The organism is Acidovorax sp. FW305-C-20-28, from assembly GCF_058783375.1.
The window spans coordinates 265980-286187 of record NZ_JBYSYM010000003.1 but is presented as its reverse complement, the minus strand read 5'-3'; the positions used below and the strand labels follow the sequence as shown (position 1 = coordinate 286187).

Sequence of the window (20208 nt, the reverse complement as noted above, 5' to 3'; positions counted from 1 at the left end):
CCGGGATTCTTGCGGTGACACCGATTTATAACAATCCCTGGTTGGATTGACAGACTGTCAAAATTTTTCAGACAATAATCCCCCTATGGATTCCCACTCTCTGGCCTTGCTGGTCGAAATCATCGACAGCGGCAACCTGAGCCAGGCCGCGCGCAAGCTCAAGGTATCGCGCGCCAATGTCAGCTACCACCTGACCCAGCTTGAAAAATCTGTGGGCGTGCAGCTGGTGCGGCGCACCACGCGCCGGGTGGAGCCCACCGAGGTGGGGCTGCGCCTGTACGAGCACGGCCGCAGCATCCAGAACGAGATGCTGGCCGCGCGCGAGACCATTGCCACGCTGGGGCAGGGCCTGCAGGGCAGGGTGGGCATCAGCGTGCCCAGCGGCTACGGCCAGATCGTGATGAGCGACTGGCTGATCGAGTTCAAGCGCCTGTACCCCGGCATCGTGCTCGACGTGCTGTTCGAGAACCGCGCCGACAACCTGCGTGACGAGGTGGACATCGCCATCCGCGTGATCCAGGAGCCGCCGCTGTCCCTGGTGGCGCGCAGCCTGGGCACGGTGCGCTACATCGCCTGCGCCTCGCGCGGCTTCGCCCAACAGCACGGCCTGCCGCAGACCCTGTTCGAGCTGCGCAGCGCCCCGCTCATCACCGCCGGGGTGACAGGGCGCCAGTTGCGCCTGAGCGCCTACCAGGGCGAGGAGCGGCAGGAGCTGCTGCTGGAGCCGACCCTGATCTCGGAACACTTCCCGTTCTTGCGCCAGGGCATCCTCGCGGGCCTGGGCGTGGGCCTGGTGCCCGACTACGTGGTGAAGGACGCCATCGAATCGGGCGAGGTGCTGACCACGCTGGACGACTACCGCCTGAGCATCTTCGGCACGCGCATGCACCTCCTGTACATGCCCAACCGCCACCAGACGCGTGCCGTGCGCCTGTGCATCGAATTTTTGCTCGACAAGGCGCGTGCAGCGCAGGGAGAGGGGGCACAGAGCATATGAACACCCAGGCCACGCCGTTTTCGGGCTTTGATCTGTCCAGCTTCTGGGACGACAGCGACTACGCACGCAAGGAGTATGTCGAGCCGCCGCCCACGCCGGCGGTAGTTGCTGCCGTCGAGGCCGCGCTGGGCTACCGGCTGCCGGCCAGCTACATCGCGCTGATGCAGTCGCAAAACGGCGGCATTCCGGCCCGGCGCTGCTTTCCCACCGATGGGGCAACCTCCTGGGCCGACGACCATGTGGCGATCAGCGCCTTCAAGGGCATCGGCTTCGCGCAGCAGTGGAGCCTGTGCGGCGGCCTGGGCAGCCGCTTCAAGATCGAGGCCTGGGACTACCCGGATATCGGCGTGTACTTTGGCGACTGCCCCTCGGCCGGGCACGACATGATCGCGCTCGACTACCGTGCCTGCGGGCCGTCGGGCGAGCCCGCCGTGGTGCATGTCGACCAGGAGGGCGACTACCGCATCACGCCGCTGGCGCCGGACTTCGAGACCTTTGTGCTCAGCCTGGTGCATGAATCCGAATACGAGGACGACCCCGAGGACGTGAAGAACGACGCGCTGGCCCATGTGCGCAGCGCGCCTTTCAACTCGCGGCTGCAAAAGCTCTGCGACCAGTGGCCCGACCCGGGGCTGCCCGCGGCCATCCGCCGCCTGGCCGAGGCCATCGTGCAGGACAAGGGCTTTTTCGCGCTGCACGCGGACGCGAACTCGCACCGGATGTATGCCACCCAGTTCCTGCTGCTCAGCCACAGCCGGCCGGTGCGGTCGATGGAGGGCTTCCTGCAGTCCTACCCCGGCGTCATCGCGATGGTGGGCAGCGCGCATTTCGGCACCGGCGGCTGGGCGCCGGGTTTCGTGGAAGACTGGTTCCAGGCACGCGTGGACGCTGGCGATCTGGTGCAAGGGGAGGGCCAGTGGCATCTCGGCACGGATTTCCGGGCTGCGCTGCTGCAAGCGCTCGGAGCAAATACATGATGCACAAGGCCCACTACCACCTCCTGTCAGTATTCGCCGCGCTGCTGCTGCCCCTGTGCAGCCATGCCGCCGAACCCGCGGCGACCGTGCAGGTTGCTGCCTGCGGCCTCGAATTCGAGCTGCCGGCCACCTACAAGATCACCCGGCCCAAGCGCCAGGCCGATGAGCGCAATGGCAGCGCGTGCGCCTTCGACATCGTCAAGCTCCGCCCCGAACCCGCGCCCCGCGGAGAATGCAAGGACAAGGAGGAGGGCGGCCAGCCACCCTACAAGGTGTGCGATTGGATGATCGATGCTGGCCCTCCGACGCCCAGCGTGCAGGTGGTGCGCGCGGGGCCCCGGGGCACGCTCCTGGACTCGTTCACGCGCGCCGAGGATGGCCGCTGGATGGTGCCGAACGCGCAGGCCGGCGATCAGCCCGCCCAGGCCGCCGACTTCTGCGGCAAGCCCGCGTGGACAGGCGAAACCATTGTGCGCATGTACTGGTGGCGCACCCGCACTAAGAACTACACGGGCATCTACGCCGGCTCGGGTGGCGCCGACGTCACGCTGCTGCAGCTGGCGCCCGACCTGTTCGTGCAGTTGCAGAACCCGCCCATCGACCACCAGGGCGAATTCGCTGCCTTCTGCGCCAGCCTGCGCCTGGGGGCCCGGGTGCAGGACCTGCCGTAAGCCCTGCGGCGCCCCACGCTAGAGAAGATGGGCACCCGGGTTGCTCGACGACGGCCGGAAGTAGCCCAGCACGCTCGCCACGCTGCGGTGCCCCGTCATGGCCATGGTGTCGGCCATGGGAACCTTCTGGGTGGCGGCCTCGGTCACGAAACCGGAGCGCAGCGAATGCGCCGAGAACACATCGGGCAGCCCCGCCGCGCGGGCGCGCTCCTTGACGACATCGCGCACAGCGGCAGCGGACAGCGGATCACCCAGCTGCCCGCCCTTGCGCACACGCCGGAAGACGGCGCCCTCGTGGATGCCTGAGGCGGCAAGCCAGGCCTGCAGCGCCTCGCCCGCGATGCCTTCGATAGGCTTGTGGTTCTCCGGCCGGTCTGCGGCGTTCTGGTTGGTCTTGGAGTAGGCCAGGGTGTAGGTGAAGGATGCGGGCCCGTTGCGGCGCAGGAGCTTCATGTCGGCCTGGGACACCTCCGAGCGCCGCCGGCCGCCACTGGCAAAGGCAAAGAGGAGGAGGGCGCGATCACGCAGCCCCTTGAGCGTGGAGGTATCGCAGGTCGCCAGGATCGCCATCAGCGGATCCCTGGTGAGGGCGGCCTTCTTCTGGGGCAACTCGCCGCGCTTGCCGTAGGCGCGGCGCGTCTTGGCCAGCAGCTCGCGCACCTGGGGATCCTGGCAGGGGTTCTTCACACCACGCATCTGGTGCGCCTTGGACAGCACCGAAACGCGGTGCACCAGGGTGTTGAGCGCCATGGGCCCCGGCTTGCCCTTGAAACCGGCCTCGACCAGCGCCGCATCAAGGGCCGGAGGCAATTCATGGGCCAGACCGCTCGGGGTGGTGCGCTGGGCATGGTCCACGATGAACTGCAGCACGGCGCTGGGTGGCAACGGCAGCGCAATCGGCTGGCCGTAGCGCACGTTGAACCAGGCCGCCCAGTAACGCAGCGCCGACCGGTAACTGGCCAGGGTGTTGGCGGATTCCCCCTCGCGCATCAACTCGTCGACGGCACGCGCCGCCACCACCGAAAGCACGCTGGGTTCCAGCGCAGGCTGGGTTTGGAGGGTGGGCAGGCGCATCAATGACTTCCCCAGTCAGAATTTGCATAAACAATACATATGATGTATTGTTTAATATGAATTTAATTTTTTACTCACGATAACAATCTATTATCGTAGGTAATTTGGAGCGAAAGGCAGGGCCATGCAAGCGAAAAGTGTGAGGGGTGCGCGGGGGGTGCAGATGGAAGAAGTCTGGGCCGCGGCGGATGCCGTGCTGGGTCTGGGCGAGCGGCCGACCATAGAGCGCGTGCGCCAGCAACTGGGCCGCGGCTCGCCCAACACGGTGGGGCCCATGCTCGATGGCTGGTACGGGTCCCTGGCCCGGCGGCTGCACGGGCCGGCAGACCCCGCACAGGCCCCGGCGGAGGCCGAAGTGCCCTTGCCGGCGCCCGTGGTCCGCGCCGCGAAAGCCTTGTGGGGGCGGGCGCTCCAGCAGGCAGACGAGCAGGCGGCCGCCCAGTGGGCCCAGTCGCGCGCTGCATTGGAGGACGAGGCCCAGGCATTGCGCCATGCGCAGGACGAGGTGGCGCGAGAAAAGCAGCGGCTGGATGACCGCAACGCCGCCTATGCCGTGGCCATGCAGGCCCGGGATGCCCAGATCGCCGAACTGGTGCGCCAGACCCAGGAGTTGCAGCAGCAACTGCAGGCCTGCCAACAGCAACTCGAAGGCATGCGCTCCGAAGGCATGCAACTGCGGCAGGCAGCGGATGCCCAGCGGCGCCAGCACGAAGCCCGGGACGTGGAGCACCGGGCCGAGCGCGCACGGCTCGAAGAGCGGGCCCAATCCCAGGAACGCCGGCTCAACGCCGAGGTGGACCGGGCCCGCCAGGAGTCCAAGCGCCTGACGCAGCAGTTGGAAGTCGACGGCAGGAAGGCGGCCAAGGCACTGGCCGACGCCATGGACCGAAGCCGGGAGCTCGATGCCCAGGTGAGCAGCCTGCAGATCGACCGGTCCAATCTGGATCGGGAGCTGCAGTCCGCCCGCGACGAGGCGCAAGGCCTGCAGGCGAAGCTCGATGCGCGCAGCAACGACATGCTTGCCGTGCTCAACGAACTGCGCGACCGGCTCCCCGCCACGCCGCCAGCACCCGCACCGGGGGCGGCATCGAAAACGAGGGCCCGCCGGAGCAAGGGCTAGAACCGGCCCGGGCGGTCTATTTGAAGGACTCCCTGGCCGACTGGGCAGCCGCAGTGGTCGAGACAAGAACAACAGCGGCGACCAGGGGCGGGCGTTGGAGGCGGCGGATCAGCATGGAGCGACACAGGGCGGCAGGTCGGCGCCGGATGGCCGGACCTGGCTGGGGTTCGAATCCCCGGAAGGCATCAAGAAGAGAAAGAGGCGGGCGCAAAAGAGGGATCGGCCCGGACTGACCCGGCATGCCTGGGCACAAACCGCTCAAATACCGCTCAAATTTCGCTTCTTTTATTTAACATAATATACATCGTATCTAGTCGCAGATACTTCGAGCGCAGAGGGCCGCGCCTGGCCCCACGCCGTGCTCGATCTGGTCAGTGGCACCCCGACATGGACCCCAGACTGGGCGACAAACGCGGCCGCACGCAACGGAGGCTCCCGACGGCCTTGTTGGCTGGCTGCACAGCCATTGACCAGCCGATGGTTGTTGGTGGCGTGCAGCAAACACCGACACGCCAGCTCCACCTTGTCAGTCTGGCTTGAAGCCGGAGGCCTTCACCGGCTGCTCCCAGCGCTTGAGCTGCTCGGCTTGCAGCTTCTTGAGCCCAGCTGAATCCAGGTAGTCCGGAACCAGCCCCAGCGCTGAAATCTTGTCCCTCGCATCCTGGGCGCGAAGGGCCTCCGCCACGGCACGTTCGACGCGCTGCACGACAGCCGGCTGCATTCCCGCAGGACCGTACAGGCCGAAATACCCATCCGCCGTCATGTTGATGCCGGCTTCCTTCAAGGTAGGCACGTCGGGCAAGGCGCTGGAGCGTTCCTGTCCTGTCACCGCGACAATCCGCACCCTGCCCGCCTTGTGGTGCTCCAAGGTTTCAGAGGCCGTGTCCACCATGAGGGGGAGCAGCCCGGCCACCAGGTCTTGCGCTGCAGGGGCACCCCCTTTGTACGGTATGTGCGTGAGATTGACGCCCGTGGTCTGCGAAAGCAGCACGCCAGTAAAGTGACCCAGTGTTCCGGCCCCCGACGTGGCGAAGTTGGCTTTTTCAGGATTCGCCTTCATCCAGGCCACCACATGCTTGATATCGCGTTGGGGGCCTGCAGGACCGATGGTGAGCGCAAAGTCGAAGCTTGCCGCACGCGCGATGGGCGTGAAGTCCTTCACGGCATCGTACGGCAGATTGGGATACAGCCAGGGAGCCACCACCAGCGTGCCACTGGTGGCCATGACCAGGGTTTGCCCATCCGGCGGCAAGCGTTTGAGCTCAGCCATGGATACCCGCCCCGAGGCGCCCGGCTTGTTCTCGACGACGACGTTTTGTCCCAGCAACACACGCAGTTTGTCGGCAAGAATTCTCGTCAGCTGGTCGGACGAACCACCGGGTGCGAACCCCACAATGAGCTTCAGTGTCCGGTCTTGCCCAGATGCAGGCAAAGCCAGTGAGAGTGCCGAGGCTGCGGCTGCTGCGGAAAAGATTCGTCGCTTCATTGTGGGTGTCTCCTGGCTTATTGGTTGGTGGGAAGGGGAATACAGTGCGTAGAGGAGATGCATGTGCGTCGATCAGGTCGACGACGCGCGCAGCTTCGGTGGCTTGCGTGATTGGCTCCGCTCCTGCTAAAAGCCAACGGCCTGTCCGTCCCGGCGCGAGTCGGATGCTGCGATGTACCCGTGCTCCGCCTTGTAGACCAGCTGGGCTGACCCGAAATCCAGGCTTTCACGCTTTGCAACAGTGACATCGTGTCCGCGGGCGCGCAGGGAGTCCGGCACATCGGCAGGGACGTGCGATTCCAGCGTGACCGTGGGGCCCGGCTCCACGCGAAACCGTGGTGCATCGCTCATGGCTTGCGGGTTTTGTCCGAAGCTGGCAAGCCGCGCCACCATCTGCACATGACCTTGTGCCTGCATCGAACCACCCATGACGCCCATCGCCATCACGGGTGCGCCATCGCGCGTGATGAAACCTGGGATGATGGTGTGCAGTGGACGCTTGCCTGGAGCGACGATATTCGGGTGGCCAGTGACCAGGCTGAAGTCTTCTCCACGGTTGTGCAAACTGATGCCGGTGCCTGGAACGACCACACCGGAGCCGAAGCCATGGTAGTTCGACTGGATGTAGGAGACCATGGTGCCTGCCGCATCCGCGGACGCCAGATAGACCGTTCCGCCGGTTTTTGGCATGCCAGGGCCCGGATCGGCCGCGCGCTTCATATCGATGCGCTTCGCGCGTTCTGCCAGATAGGCAGCGTCGAGCAAGTGGGCCGCAGAGACCGGCGACATGGCCGGCGCATCCGCGGCATATTTCTTGAGGTCGGCGAAGGCCAGCTTCATCGCCTCCAGACCCATGTGGTAGTAGTCGGCACTGTCTACGCCCATACCGGCCAAGTCGAAGTGGTCCAGGATCCCCAACGCAATCAGTGCGGCAAGCCCTTGGCCATTCGGCGGAATCTCGTGCAAGGTGTAGCCGCGAAACGACTGAGCAATGGGCTCGACCCATTCGGCCCGGTGTGCTGCAAGATCGGTTGCGCGCAGCGCACCGCCGCACTGCCTGGCAAACGCTTCGATTTTCTCGGCGAGTTCACCCCGGTAAAAACTCTCGCCCCCGCTCTCGGCAATGAGCTCGAGTGTCCTGGCTTGCTCTGGAAACCGCCACAGCTCGCCTGCGCGGGGAGCGCGCCCATCCCATGTGAACGCATCGCGGAAGCCCGGCTGGTCGATCAGCCGTGGAATCTGGTGGGCCCACTGCCTCGCAATTTGCGGCGAAACCATGAAGCCTTCTTGCGCGTACCGAACGGCCGGCTCGAACAGGCGTGCAAAGGGCAGTTTGCCAAAGCGGTCCGACAGCGCCTTCCAACCTGCAACCTGGCCCGGTACAGTCACCGAATCCCAGCCCTTCTCCGGCATCTTTTCATGCCCCTTGAAATACTGCGGCGTCCAGAGCGCGGGCGCGCGCCCGCTCGAGTTCAAACCATGCAACCTGCCTTCATGCCACACCAGCACGAACATGTCGCCGCCTATTCCGTTCATGACCGGCTCCACCACGGTCAGCGCAATCGCGGACGCCAATGCACTATCGATGGCGTTGCCCCCCTGGTACAACATGCTCAAGCCTGCCTGCGCCGCCAAAGGCTGGCTGGCGCTCACGGCATTGGCCGCGAGCAATGGCATCTTTTGGGAGGGGTACGGGAACGACCAGTCAAAGGGCTGCATGGCCCGAAGTATATTCGTGTATCCAATCTGAAGTGAATGGCCAGTATGCTCACACCCTTTTCCAGCCCCGCAACGGCGGAGGAAGAAGCCTATCGCTTCCTCCTGGACGGAATCCGCATGGGCCAGTTCAAGGCGGGCGACCGCATCGTGCCCGAGGAGATTGCGTCGCAGCTGGGGATGAGCCGAATGCCGGTGCGCGACGCGTTCCGGCGCCTTGCAACGCAGGAATTGCTGACCATCCGCCCCAACCGCGGTGCGGTGGTGCGGGGCTTGAGCCATGACGAGGCAATCGAGGTGTTCGAAATGCGTGCGGTGCTGGAAGGTCTGGCCGCCACCGCCGCCTTGCACCGCATCGGCCCGGCAGACATTGATGAACTCGAGCGGCGGCTGGACGCCATGGACCGGTGCGCAGAAGATCTTTCCGCGTGGGTGACCGAGCACCGTGACTTTCATCTGTACCTGTGCGGCCTGAGCGCCCGCCCGCGGCTGGTCGCGCAGATTGCGGCGCTCCACGTGTGCATCGAGCCCCATATGCGGCTATGGCTGCAGTCGACCTACAAGCCCAGGCCGAGTCGGGAGGAGCACGGTTTCATCATCGACGCACTGCGCCGCAAGCGCCCGGAGTTGATCGAGGCGGTGGTTCGCGAGCATGTTTGCAGCACATTGGAAACGCTCGCGAAACTCATGCGCTCCTGACAAGGCCGCCGGCCAATTGGATACAGTCTTACAATTTTCACTCCCACCGTAAGCATGCGAAGAGGCTTGATGCCCCTTTTCACGCCAAAGCTCACTGCCCCGCCCTGCCCTGCGCAGTAACACGCTGAGGAAGCGCGAGCTAAGGGGCAGCAGGAAGCCACGCCCCCAAGCAAGGCACACGCACCCTGCCCGCGGCTACCGCCCCTGCCATGAAACGGCGCCGCGACAGCCCGCAGGCTCCTCAGCCAATCGATTCAACTTGGCGGTACTGCTGGTACGCCCGGCCAAAGCGATTTGCCAGGAAATCCGTGAGCGCGACCTGCTCCTGGCGAATGAAGCCGCGCTGGGGCAGCTTCTTTTCGCGAAACAGGTCCAGGGCCGCGCAGATCCCTGCAGCGGTCGTGATCTGGATGGCGGACAACGGGTATGCCCCATCCCGCTCGGCGAAGATCTTGCGCGCGAATACTTCCTGCACGAGCACGCCGTTCTTGGTGCCCGAGACGGTGACGAACACCAGCACCACGTCCTGCATGGTGGCGGGCATGCTGCGCCGAAGCACGGTCTTGAGCGTGCCCTGGTCGCTCTTGAGCTGCAGCTCATCCAGCAGAAACTGCATCAAGGCGCGATGCCCTGGATAGCGCACCGTCTTGTAGTCGAGATTGCGCAGCTTTCCGTCCCAGGTCTCACACAAGGTTCCCAGACCACCCGAGGTGTTGAAGGCTTCGTATTCCACCCCGTCGAGGGAAAAGTGCTCCAGACCTTCGAGCGGCAGGGCCGAGATCACCCGACCGTCGTGTATCGCCTCGCACGGATGGCAATATTCATTGATCAGGCCATCCACGCTCCACGTCAGGTTGTACTTGAGCGCATTCGTGGGAAACGCCGGCAGGGCACCCACGCGCATCTTCACGTCGTGGAGGGCCTCGAAGCCGCTGGCAAGGTGATGGGCCACGATCCCGATGAAGCCCGGGGCAAGGCCGCACTGGGGCATGAACGCGGTTTCAGCGTCCTGTGCGAGGCGTTTGATTTCCTTGGTGGCCGCCACGTCCTCCGTCAGATCGAAGTAGTGGCAACGGGCCCGCAAGGCCGCCTGGGCTGCAGAGATTGCCAGGTGGTACGGGAGCGCATTGACCACTGCAACGTGCCCGTCCAGCGCACTCGTGAGTTCAGTGGCACTGGAAGTGTCGATGCACAGGGTCCGGATGCCCTTTTGGGCAAGCCGACCCAGTGCAGCCTGGTCACGGTCGAAGACCGTCAGCTCAAAGTCGCCACTGGTGTGCAGCAGTTGAGCAATGGTTTGGCCGATGTGGCCTGCGCCGAGAAGAGCTACTTTCATGCGGGTTTCCTTTAAGAACAGGGTGGGTGCGCGATGCACCTGAGTGTTCCGAAACCCATTGACGAAAAAAAGCATGAGTTCGACGAAATATCAGCAATACTCGCCGAAATGGCAGAGAATTCCGCCAAATCGTCAACACATCTCTTTTTGACTGCTATTCCTTGCCGTGAACGCGCCGACCCACCTTCCCGAAACACTGCTGCGCGACCAATTCGATCGCGAGCTCATTGCGCTGCTGCAGGCCAACGCGCGCGAGAGCACGGCCAACCTGGCCCGCAAACTTGGCGTAGCGAGAACAACGGTCGTGGCACGTCTTGCAAAACTGGAGGCCAACGGCCTCATCGGCGGCTATTCGGTGCGCCTTGGGGGCGAAGCAATCGCACGGGGCGTACAGGCATTTGTGGGTATCGTGGTGCAGCCCAAGGCCGGCAGAGAAGTCATCCGGGAGCTGACGAAGTTTCCCGAATTGCTCCAGCTGGCATCGGTCAGCGGCGAGTTTGACTACATGGCCACCCTTCGGGCAGACAGCACGGCGCGGCTCGACGTGCTGCTCGATCAAATTGGGGAGATCGAGGGAGTCACCAGGACAAACACCTCGGTCATTCTCGCCCTGCGAATCGACAGAGGCGGGTAGGGCCTCAGTCCGCAAGTGCGATGGGCATGACTGAAGCTGCACGTGTCAGCTTCAAGCCAGGCCAAGCCAAGCCAAGAAATCAAGGCTGGGATGCCAGGCGCTTAATGAGCTGGTACATGAACTCCCGGCCCTTGAGCAGCTCGGCCACGCCGATGTTCTCATCCAGGGCATGCACCCCCGTCTTGTCCGGGTCCACGAACAGCCCGGACACGCCATACATCGGGATGCCCGCAGCACGGAAATGGCGGCTGTCCGTGGTGCTGACCCCCATGGTCGGCACCACGGGAACGCCCGGCCACATGCTGCCGCTGATGGACTCGACGACCTGCATGAGCTCTGGCTTGAGCGGCGAACCGGGCGCCGGTTCTTCGCGCACCTGCTGCGTGACCTTGACCTTGGGGCCTGCGATCTCGCGCAGCTTTTGCTCCACGAATTCCAGGTTTTCACCCGGCAGCGCACGGCAATTGATCGTGGCCTTGGCGCTTTGGGCCTGGGCGTTGACGGCATGGCCGGCCTGCACCATGGTGGCCACGCAGGTGGTGCGCAGCAGTCCGATGATGGGGCCGCGGTTGGACAGCCGCTCCACCACCTCGACCGGCGGGTTTCCGCCCGCCACCGCCAGGAAATCCGCACGCACGTCTTCGGTCTGCATGGGGGCGCTGCGTTCGAAATAGGTGCGCGCCGCCGGGTTGATTTCGACCGGAAAGCGGTACTGCCGCAGGCGCACCAGCGCTTCGGCCAGGTCGTAGATGGTGTTGGCCGGCGTGGGCCGGGCACTGTGCGCGCCCGGGCCGGTGGCTTCGAGCTGGTACTGGAGAAAGGTCTTTTCCCCGATCTGCATCACATGCGCATGGGGCTTGCCGTTCTTGAGTTCACCCCGACCCCCTTCGTTGATGCCGAATTCCGCGTCGACGTCCTTGCGGCGGTTCTTGAGCAGCCACGAGGCACCGTTGGCGGGTGAATCCCCCAACTCTTCGTCCGCGGTCAACGCCAGCACGATGTCGCGGTTGGGCTTGAAGCCCTCGCGGCGCAACTGCGCCAGCGCAGAGACGTAGGAAGCCGCCATGGCCTTGTCGTCGATGGCACCGCGGGCGATGTAGCGGCCGTCAACCTCCTGCAGCTTGAAGGGATCGGTCTTCCAGTCTTCGCGGCGCGCCTCCACCACGTCGATGTGGGCCAGCAACAGCAGCGGTTTCTTCTGTCCCGTGCCCTTGTAGCGGCCCAGCAGGTTGCCCTTGCGGGGGTACGGCTCGATGACCTCGAGATCGCCCGGCGCAAACCCCGCATCCAGCAGCCGCTGCCGCATGGCCTGCGCGGCCTCGGTGGTGCTGCCCGCCGAGTCCGTGGTGTTGATCTCGATCAGCTGCTTGTAGATGCTTTTGAAGGTGTCGACCTCGGAGTCGGCGGCCGATGCGGCCGGCGATGCGCACAGCATGGCAGCAGCAGCGGCCACGGCACTGGTCAGAGAAAGCGGAGCGCGCCACAGATGGGCGGCGAATGCGAACGGAGTCGGCATGGTGAAACTCTCGGTAGTTGTATGGTTTTGCACCAGTTTGCTGCCTGCACCTGTCAATGCGCTGTCGTGCCCCTAGGGGGTTTCCCGGGGCGAAATATTTTTTCGGATGTTTAACCCCGTTGGACCCCCCCGTTCGTTTCACCCAGCACCAACACTTTGATTGATGGAGCTGCCATGAAATCCGGTTCACTGATCCTTCCCGCACTGACGGCACTGGCCGCCGTGCTGTCGCTGGCCAGCCTGCCAGCCCAGGCCATTGGCCGCCTGGCCGATGTCACCATCGTCGACCGCGACACCGGTGCCACCTTGCCGGTGCACTACGCCAAGGGTGAATACTGGGTGGCGGGCCGGCCCGGTGCACGCTACGCCGTCACGGTGCACAACCGCATCGGCGAGCGCGTGCTGGCCGTGCCGTCGGTGGATGGCGTGAATGTGCTGAGCGGCGAAACCGCCGCCTGGGACCAGCGTGGCTATGTGTTCTCGCCCTACGAGCGCTACCAGATCACCGGCTGGCGCAAGAGCAGCAGCGAGGTCGCCGCCTTCGAGTTCTCCAGCATTGCCAACTCGTATGCCAGCCGCACCGGCCGGCCGGCCAATGTGGGGGTGATCGGCGTGGCGCTGTTCCGTGAGCAACCGCCCCAGCCCGCCCCCGCCGTCATCCCCGAACCCTACAGCCAGCGCCGCGACAGCAGCAGCGACAGCGCCGGCCTGGGGCGGTTGCGCGAAGAGCCTGCGGCGCCGGCTGCCGCTGCGGCCCCCGCGCCGTCCGCGGAAGCAGAGTCGTCTGCCGCCAACCGCTCGCTGTCGGCAGGCAGCCTGGCCAGGCCTGCGCCGGCCCCCACCGCCAAACTGGGCACGGCCCATGGCCAGCGCGAAACCTCCGTGGTGTCGCACACCACCTTCACGCGCCTGCAGGAGCGCCCCAACGAAGTGATCAGCATCCGCTACGACAGCCGTGAGAACCTGGTCGCCAGCGGCGTGATCCGCGAGCAACCGGTGCGCCCGCCCCTGCCCCGCGCCTTCCCGCAGTCGGACAATGTGTCCTATGTGCCGGACCCGAGGTAACGGATCCAGGCGCAGCATCGCGGGCTGCGCCGGTGGATGAGAGGCCCGCATAATGCGCGGGTGCAGACCGCCCTGTCCACCGACGATGCCGACGAGACGCTGATGCTGCGCTATGCGGCCGGCGACGTGGCTGCGTTCGACACCTTGTACGGCCGGCACGAGCTGACCGTCTGGCGCTTCGTGTTGCGCAGCGTCAAGATCCAGGCAGTGGCGGATGATCTGCTGCAGGACGTCTGGTTTGCCGTGGCGCGCAACGCGGGCAGCTATGAAGCCCGGGCGAAATTCCGCACCTGGCTGTTCACCCTGGCCCACAACCGGCTGGTGGACCATCTGCGCACCGCCAAACACCACACCAGCCTGGATGCGGCCGACGATGGTGGTGAAGGCCGGCCCGGCCTGGCCGATACGCTGGCGGCCGACTCCGGGTTCGGGCCCGTGCGGCAGCTGCAGTCGCGCGAACAGGCGGCTGCCCTGGTCCGCGCCGTGGAGCAACTGCCCTTCGAGCAGCGAGAGGCCTTTTTGCTGCAGGCCGAAGGCGACCTCAGCGTGCAGGAGATCGCCGAGGCGACCCAGGTGAATTTCGAAACCGCCAAGAGCCGCCTGCGCTATGCGCGGGCCAGCCTTCGCCAACAGCTACAGGAGTTTGCACCATGAGCGCGCGGGACGACGAGCTGATAGAGCGGTACCGCGAAGCCAGCGCACAGGAAACGGCCCGCCCTGGCGCGCAGGTCCGCGATGCCGTGCGTGCCCATGCACAGATGCTGGCTTCTGCGGCGGCGGCCGCCACCGCCGCCCCCCTGCCCGCCTCCCCTGCCCCCCGGCAGGCAGCCGCCAACCAGTCGCACTGGAAGATCTCGGCCCTGGCCACCGTGGCCGTGGTGGGCCTGACCGGCTTGTTGCTGCTGCAGTTCCAGCGCGGCACGCCCGAGGAGCAGGAGATCGCCTACGGCCAGCGCCGCGCCGCGCCCTCCGCCCGCGTGCAGGCACCCGCCGCGCCGCCGCCAGCGCCTGCGGCCACACCCGCAGCCCCCCCGGCCGCACTCCCAGAGCCCGCCGCGCCTGCGCCATTGCAGCGCAGCACCCACCAGGAGACCCCCCCTCCACCGGCCAGGCCGCAGGCGCAAAAGCCCGCCGCGCCGGTACCAGGCGCCACCACACCGCTGGCCAAAACGGCGCCAGCACCTGCCACCCAGGAAGCCGAGGCTCCACCGGCACCGGGCCGGGCCGGCGCCGTATCGGGCTTCCCGGCATCCCCTCCTTACGCAGCCAACGCACCGTCCGGGCCCCCGGCGGCTGCGCCTTCGGTGTCTTCAGTGCCTGCCCCGCGCGCAGAAATGCGCGAGCGCCTGGCAAACCAGGATGCTGCGGCCGCCAAGTCCATGGCACCACCACCTCCGGCCCCGGCCCCCGCGGCGGCCGCCGAGGCCACCGCACGCGCCGTCCCTGTTCCCGAACCGGCCCGCCCTGCCGCGCAGGCAGCGCAAGGGGCAGGCAGCGGACCCCGGGGAGGCATCGCACTGGACAACCGCCTGGCGGCGGCCGCCCCGCGCGCCGACAGCGGGCGCGGCAACACCGCCCTGCCGGACGGCTTGCGCGAAGCCGCCCGTGCAGGCCGCACCCCAGAGGTCGAACGCCTCATCGCCCAGGGCGTACCGGTGGACGCCCGCGACAGCGCCGGCAGGACGGCACTGATGCTGGCCGCCGCCAACGGCCAGACCACCACCGTCCAGAGGCTGCTGGCCCTGGGCGCCAACCCCGCGCTGCGGGACCAGGAAGGCCTGAACGCGGCCCAGCAAGCCCGGCGGCAGGGCCACACGCGCACCGCGGAGCTGATCGAAGCCGGCTCCTGACGACGGCGCCAGCACCTGGCTACTTCAGCGCCTGGCCCGGCCCATCGAGGCTGCGCTGGGCCAGGCTCAGTTGCTCCAGCGGCGCTGGGCGGCCAAACCAGTAGCCCTGGGCGCTGCCGCAGCCCATCTGCAGCAGGCGCCGGGCCTGGGCCTCGGTCTCGACGCCCTCGGCCACGACCGTCACGCCAAAACCCGTGGCCATGTGCAGCACGGCCGTGACGATGGCTGCATTCTGGGAGGACTCGACCAGGTCACGCACAAAGGTCTGGTCGATCTTCAGGCAGTCGAAGGGCAGCCGGCTCAGGTAAGCCAGCGAGGAATAGCCCGTGCCGAAGTCGTCGATGGCGATTTTCAGCCCCAGGGCGCGCAGGCGCGAGAGCTGCTGCAGCGTCACCGCATCCCCCTCGATCAGCACCGACTCGGTAAGCTCCAGCGTCAGGTGGCGCGCAGGCAGGCCGCTGGCCTCCAGCGTGCGCTGCACCTGCTCGACGAAGTCCGACTGGATCAGTTGCCGGGCCGACACGTTCACGTGCAGGCCGAAGTCCCCGGGCAGCTGCGGCAGCTGCTGCGCAATGTCGCGCGTGGCCCGCAGCATGACCCAGTCGCCCAGCGCCAGGATCAGATCGCTCTCCTCGGCCATGGCGATGAACACGCCCGGCGGCACCATGCCGCGCGTGGGGCTGCGCCAGCGCAGCAGTGCCTCGGCGCCCGTGACACGGCCCGTGGCCAGGTCGATCACCGGCTGGTAGTGCACCAGGAACTGGTCCTTGTCCAGGGCCTGGCGCAGCTCAGACGCCAGCCGCGTGCGCTCCATCGACTGGTCTGCCATGCCGGGCTCGAACACCATCCACTGGCTCTGGCCATGGCGCTTGGCTTCGCCCAGCGCGATGCTGCCATTGCGCAACCATTCCGCCAGCTCGTCCCCGCGCAGATGGCCCGCCACCAGGCCCACCGAGGCATGCACCATGACCTCGTCGGCGCCTGCCGAGAAGGGGGTGGAAAAAAGACCCAGCACGGCCTTGCCCAGGCGCTCGGCGGACTGTTCGTCGTCCTCCACCAGGCTCAGCAGCGCAAATTCGTCCCCGCCCACACGGGCCAGCAGCACCGGCGCCGGAAAATGCCCCCGCAGCCGGTTGGCCACGGCCTGCAGCAAACGGTCGCCCGTGCCATAGCCCACGCTGTCGTTGATGGCGCGAAAGGCATTCAAGCCCACCAGGCTGAGCACCGCGCGCCTGGGCTCGGCCCACTGCACCTGCTCCAGCAGCCCCCGGCGCGTGAGCAGCTGGGTCAGGCTGTCGTGGGTGAGCAGCTCCTGCATCTGCTGGAACGAGCGCTGCAGCCGGTGCGTCATTTCATTGAAGGCCAGCACCAGGACCGTGGTTTCCCGCAACGGGCTGGGGGCGACGATGTCGGTGTCCCAGTCGCCACGCGCGATGCGGTTGGCCGCCTCGGCGGTCCGCAGAATGGGCCGTGCCGCCCACTGGATCACCCACAGGCCGAGCAGCAGCCCGATGATGGCAATAGCCCCGGCCGCCAGCAGCGCCCCCTGGCCCGCGCTGCGGGTGTCGCCCAGCAGCTCGGACTCGGGCAGCAGCACCACGATGCGCCAGTCGATGCCGCGCCGGTCCGCATAGGGCGTGACGCGGCCGAAGTAGCGCGCATCCTGGTGCTCGAAGTAAAAACTGCCGCCGGCCGCGGCCGGCACCTCGCGCAGGTAGCTTTCGGCAGTGCGGATCTGGGAGCTCGTGCTTTCCGAAATGCGCAGGCGCTCGCGCTGGCCCGCGGCATTGCGCCGGTCGCTGAGCACGGAGCCGGGCTCCGAGTGCGCCACGATCAGGCCTTGCGCGTCGACGATGAAGATCTGCCCCTGCCCACGCAGCGGCTCTTCGCGCAGAAAGCGGTTCAGGCTGTCCAGCCGCACATCGGCCTCCATCACGCCCAGCAGGCTGCCGCCGGCCATGACCGGCGTCGCGGCCGAGATGGTGATATCCCCGCGCTCGCCCGCCGTGGTGTAGATGGGAGACCAGCGCGACTGGCCCGAACCCGCCACCGGCGCGTACCAGGGGCGCACGCGCGGGTCGTAGTTGGGGAAGGCCGCCGCCACCTTGCGCAGCGTGTCGTCCTCGTACACGTTCATCATGCCGTTCGTGGTGGCATCCTTGAGGATGAGACGGAACCCTTCGCCGGGTTCCCGGCGGATGCCGGTGTACTCCCCCGCCCTGCTCCCGAAGCTGAGCAGGCTGATCTGCTGCTGCCCGGCATACAGGTCGGAGAAAACGCCCCGCAGGTGGGTGTACACGGGGCGCAGGTCGCCCTCCTGGTACAGGCCATGGCGGCCGATGGCATCGGCCACCGTGCTCTGGATGAGGAACGGCGTCTCCAGGAACTCCGCCAGACGCGCCCGTGCGTTGCCGGTGAGGGCTTCCAGCACCCGCACGCTCTCCTGGTCGATCAGGTGGCTGATCTGCCGGTGCTGCGTGACCGCCTGCAGGACGACCGTGGCCACGAACAGTGCCGCAAAAGGCACTGCAATGGCGGTCCGCAGAGACAGCTGGAAGGCACGCATCCTGGATAGCTAGCGTTACGCACCCGCCGCATGCAACAGGCATGCCCGCCTGGGCGGTGCCATGGCCTGCCGCCCCTTCGCAGGGCCGCAGCGGGCGGCGGGGCAATGCGCTGCGGGCCTCATGGATGCGTGGCCAGATGCCCTTCGAGCACCTGCGCGAGCGGTACCGGGTGGCCGACCGCATAGCCCTGGGCATAGTGCACACCGATCCCCTGCAGCATGCCCACCAGGGCCGGGCTCTCGACAAACTCGGCCACGGTGCGCTTGCCCATCAGGCAGCCGATCTCGTGGATGGACTTGACCATGGCCAGGCTCACCGGGTCGCGGTCGATGTCGCGCACGAACTGGCCGTCGATCTTGAGCACATCGACCGGCAGGTTGCGCAGGTAGGCAAAGGAAGACAGGCCGCTGCCGAAATCGTCGAGCGAGATCTTGCAGCCGCTGGCCCGCAGGGCCTCGATGAAATGGTTGGCCGTGTGCAGGTTGCTGATGGCCGCCGTCTCGGTGATCTCGAAGCACAGCTTGGCGCATGGCACGTCGGCGTGCGCCAGCGCCTGCAGCACAAAGGCGGTGAAGGCCGCATCCCCGAGCGACTGGCCCGACAGGTTGATCGAGCACTGGCCGATGCGGTCCTGCTGCGCCACCACCCAGCGCAGCGCATGGGTGACAACCCAGCGGTCCACCCGGGCGGCGAGGTGGTAGCGCTCGGCGGCCGGCATGAAGCGGCCCGGCAGCACCAGTTCGCCCTGCTCGCTGCGGATGCGCAGCAGGATCTCGCAATGCAGCAAGCCCTGCGCGTCACCGCCCTGCAGCGGCACGATGGGCTGCGCGAACAGCTCGAAACGGTCGTGCAGCAGGGCATGCTCGATGCGGCTCACCCACTCCATGACACCGTAGCGCTGCGCCAGCGCAGGGTCGTCGATGGCATACAGGTGGATGCGGTTGCGGCCCGCCTCCTTGGCCACGTAGCAGGCACTGTCCGCGGCCTGCAGCAAGGCGCCCACGCTTTCGGTCTGGGCATCGAGCGCCACCATGCCGATGCTCACACCCACGCCAAAGCGCTGCTCCAGCCAGACGAAGTGGTAGCCCGCCAGCGCCTGCTGCAGCCGCTCGGCCAGCTGCAGTGCAGCGGCCACGCTGCGCCCGGCGAGCAGAATGCCGAATTCGTCCCCGCCGATGCGGCACAACAGGTCCTGCCCGTCCAGCAGGCCGGCGAACAGGCCGGAGATCTCGCGCAGCATGGTATCGCCGGCGGTATGGCCGCAGGTGTCGTTGACGACCTTGAACTCGTCCAGGTCCAGGTAGCACACCACGTCGTGCTGGGCCGTGCCCCGCGTCCCGTCGAAGGCCCGGTCCAGCGCCTGTTCGAAGGCGCGCCGGTTGCCCAGGCCGGTCAGCTCATCGTGCAGGGCCTGGTAGGCGATCTCGTGGCTCAGGCGGCGCTGCTCCGTCACATCGCGGAACACCAGCACTGCCCCCTGCACCTCGCCGTCGGCATCCTTGATGGGCGAGGCCGTCGCCTCCACCAGCACCGTGCCGCCGTGCAGGGGCTGCAACTGCAGCTCCGGGTAGCGCAGGGCCTGGGCCGCGGCAATCGCGGCGGCCATCATGTCGGGGGCCGGCTCCCCGGCGCCCTCGGGGCCGCGCAGCCGGAACACCTCGCCATAGGGCTTTCCCACGGCGGCGGTCAGGCTCCATCCCGTCAGCGCCTCGGCCGCCGGGTTGATGTAGAGCAGATCGCCACGGGCATTGGCGGAGATCACGGCATCGCCGATCGAATGCAGCGTGACCTGCAGGCGCTCTTTTTCATGGTAGAGCGCATCCTCGGCATCCTTGCGGGCCTGCATGAAGCGCACGCGGTCCATGGCCACCGCCACATGGGCACCCATGGCCTGCATGAAGTCGATCTGCCAGGGCAAGGGCGGGCGCACGCCCTCGGCATCGCCGTAGGTCCCCAGGCCCACGGAGCCCAGGCGCTGCTCGGCCATGACCAGGGGCACATTGATGATGGTGCGGTTCTGCAGCGCCGCCACGATCTCCTTGTTGGTGCGCGGGTCGGTGCGCGCATCGACCACCACCACCACATGGTCCGCCGCCATGATCTCCTGGACCATGGGATCGCCTTCGATGGGAATCTCGATGGCATCGACGGCCCGGGCCATTTCCAGGTCGGTGCGCTCACTGGAGTGCAGCAAGATGGTCACGAACCCGGGCTTCACCCCATACACCCCGAGCCAGCAGTGGGGGTAGCCCAGCACCTGGACCGCCACCGGCGACACCGCATCGAGGATGTCGGACAAGGTCCAGGCCCGCTCCAGGCGCTTGCACAGCTGCAGCAAGGCCTTGGCGTGGGAAGGCGCTTCGGTCGCGGTGGCCGTCAGGTCGCTCATGCTTGCAGTGTATCCAAGGGTTTCCGCAAAACCCGGGGCAGCGGCCAGATTGTTGATGATTGTTTACACCCATGCGACGGGTGTTCGTGCTGTGATAGCGTGCCGCCCATG

The 20208-nt window shown here is 66.7% G+C and carries 16 protein-coding genes; 9 read left to right on the top strand and 7 right to left on the bottom strand.

Features of this window, described 5'->3' with window-relative positions; genetic code table 11:
- Positions 1 to 85: 85 nt before the first annotated feature.
- The 3 genes from AC3WOH_RS06410 to AC3WOH_RS06400 are packed head-to-tail and all read left to right on the top strand — an operon-like array spanning position 86 to position 2645.
- Positions 86 to 997, top strand: a complete 912-nt coding sequence (locus AC3WOH_RS06410; protein ID WP_492228542.1) for a LysR family transcriptional regulator — start codon at positions 86 to 88, stop codon at positions 995 to 997.
- Positions 994 to 1974: an SMI1/KNR4 family protein gene (locus tag AC3WOH_RS06405; RefSeq protein WP_492228541.1), complete on the top strand. Its 981-nt coding sequence runs from the start codon at positions 994 to 996 to the stop codon at positions 1972 to 1974. The genes AC3WOH_RS06410 and AC3WOH_RS06405 overlap by 4 nt, the downstream gene beginning before the upstream one ends.
- Positions 1971 to 2645, top strand: a complete 675-nt coding sequence (locus tag AC3WOH_RS06400; RefSeq protein ID WP_492228540.1) for a hypothetical protein — start codon at positions 1971 to 1973, stop codon at positions 2643 to 2645. The genes AC3WOH_RS06405 and AC3WOH_RS06400 overlap by 4 nt, the downstream gene beginning before the upstream one ends.
- An 18-nt stretch (positions 2646 to 2663) precedes the next feature.
- On the opposite strand, the gene AC3WOH_RS06395 is transcribed toward AC3WOH_RS06400, so the two are convergent.
- Entirely contained in the window at positions 2664 to 3719 is a 1056-nt protein-coding gene (locus AC3WOH_RS06395; protein WP_492228539.1) for a site-specific integrase, read from the bottom strand.
- 124 nt (positions 3720 to 3843) lie between these two features.
- On the opposite strand from AC3WOH_RS06395, the gene AC3WOH_RS06390 reads away from it, so the two are divergent.
- On the top strand, positions 3844 to 4839 hold the full coding sequence (locus AC3WOH_RS06390) for a DNA-binding protein (RefSeq protein ID WP_492228538.1): 996 nt from the start codon (positions 3844 to 3846) through the stop codon (positions 4837 to 4839).
- A 526-nt stretch (positions 4840 to 5365) separates the two neighbouring features.
- Here the strand turns inward: AC3WOH_RS06390 and AC3WOH_RS06385 are convergent.
- Together AC3WOH_RS06385 and ggt are read right to left on the bottom strand one after the other, a co-directional pair.
- Positions 5366 to 6325, bottom strand: a complete 960-nt coding sequence (locus tag AC3WOH_RS06385) for a Bug family tripartite tricarboxylate transporter substrate binding protein (RefSeq protein WP_492228537.1) — start codon at positions 6323 to 6325, stop codon at positions 5366 to 5368.
- 126 nt (positions 6326 to 6451) lie between these two features.
- The gene (gene ggt / locus AC3WOH_RS06380) at positions 6452 to 8044 is read right to left on the bottom strand and encodes a gamma-glutamyltransferase (RefSeq protein ID WP_492228536.1); all 1593 of its coding nucleotides are present in this window, start codon (positions 8042 to 8044) and stop codon (positions 6452 to 6454) included.
- A 45-nt stretch (positions 8045 to 8089) separates the two neighbouring features.
- On the opposite strand from ggt, the gene AC3WOH_RS06375 reads away from it, so the two are divergent.
- Complete coding sequence (locus tag AC3WOH_RS06375; protein WP_492228535.1) at positions 8090 to 8740, top strand: GntR family transcriptional regulator; 651 nt, start codon at positions 8090 to 8092, stop codon at positions 8738 to 8740.
- 241 nt (positions 8741 to 8981) lie between these two features.
- On the opposite strand, the gene AC3WOH_RS06370 is transcribed toward AC3WOH_RS06375, so the two are convergent.
- Positions 8982 to 10076, bottom strand: a complete 1095-nt coding sequence (locus AC3WOH_RS06370; RefSeq protein WP_492228534.1) for a saccharopine dehydrogenase family protein — start codon at positions 10074 to 10076, stop codon at positions 8982 to 8984.
- 166 nt (positions 10077 to 10242) lie between these two features.
- On the opposite strand from AC3WOH_RS06370, the gene AC3WOH_RS06365 reads away from it, so the two are divergent.
- Positions 10243 to 10710, top strand: coding sequence for an Lrp/AsnC family transcriptional regulator (locus AC3WOH_RS06365; RefSeq protein ID WP_492228533.1), 468 nt, complete (start codon positions 10243 to 10245; stop codon positions 10708 to 10710).
- Positions 10711 to 10789: 79 nt separating this feature from the next.
- Here AC3WOH_RS06365 and AC3WOH_RS06360 read toward each other — a convergent pair whose 3' ends face one another.
- On the bottom strand, positions 10790 to 12226 hold the full coding sequence (locus tag AC3WOH_RS06360; protein WP_492228532.1) for a M20/M25/M40 family metallo-hydrolase: 1437 nt from the start codon (positions 12224 to 12226) through the stop codon (positions 10790 to 10792).
- Positions 12227 to 12400: 174 nt separating this feature from the next.
- On the opposite strand from AC3WOH_RS06360, the gene AC3WOH_RS06355 reads away from it, so the two are divergent.
- The 3 genes from AC3WOH_RS06355 to AC3WOH_RS06345 are packed head-to-tail and all read left to right on the top strand — an operon-like array spanning position 12401 to position 15141.
- Positions 12401 to 13291, top strand: coding sequence for a hypothetical protein (locus AC3WOH_RS06355; RefSeq protein ID WP_492228531.1), 891 nt, complete (start codon positions 12401 to 12403; stop codon positions 13289 to 13291).
- A 36-nt stretch (positions 13292 to 13327) separates the two neighbouring features.
- The gene (locus tag AC3WOH_RS06350) at positions 13328 to 13945 is read left to right on the top strand and encodes a sigma-70 family RNA polymerase sigma factor (RefSeq protein ID WP_492228530.1); all 618 of its coding nucleotides are present in this window, start codon (positions 13328 to 13330) and stop codon (positions 13943 to 13945) included.
- The gene (locus AC3WOH_RS06345) at positions 13942 to 15141 is read left to right on the top strand and encodes an ankyrin repeat domain-containing protein (RefSeq protein WP_492228529.1); all 1200 of its coding nucleotides are present in this window, start codon (positions 13942 to 13944) and stop codon (positions 15139 to 15141) included. Before AC3WOH_RS06350 ends, AC3WOH_RS06345 begins: the two co-directional genes overlap by 4 nt.
- 19 nt (positions 15142 to 15160) lie before the next feature.
- Here AC3WOH_RS06345 and AC3WOH_RS06340 read toward each other — a convergent pair whose 3' ends face one another.
- Entirely contained in the window at positions 15161 to 17647 is a 2487-nt protein-coding gene (locus AC3WOH_RS06340; RefSeq protein ID WP_492228528.1) for a bifunctional diguanylate cyclase/phosphodiesterase, read from the bottom strand.
- Between the two features lie 179 nt (positions 17648 to 17826).
- Positions 17827 to 20097: an EAL domain-containing protein gene (locus tag AC3WOH_RS06335; RefSeq protein ID WP_492228527.1), complete on the bottom strand. Its 2271-nt coding sequence runs from the start codon at positions 20095 to 20097 to the stop codon at positions 17827 to 17829.
- Positions 20098 to 20208 lie beyond the last annotated feature (111 nt).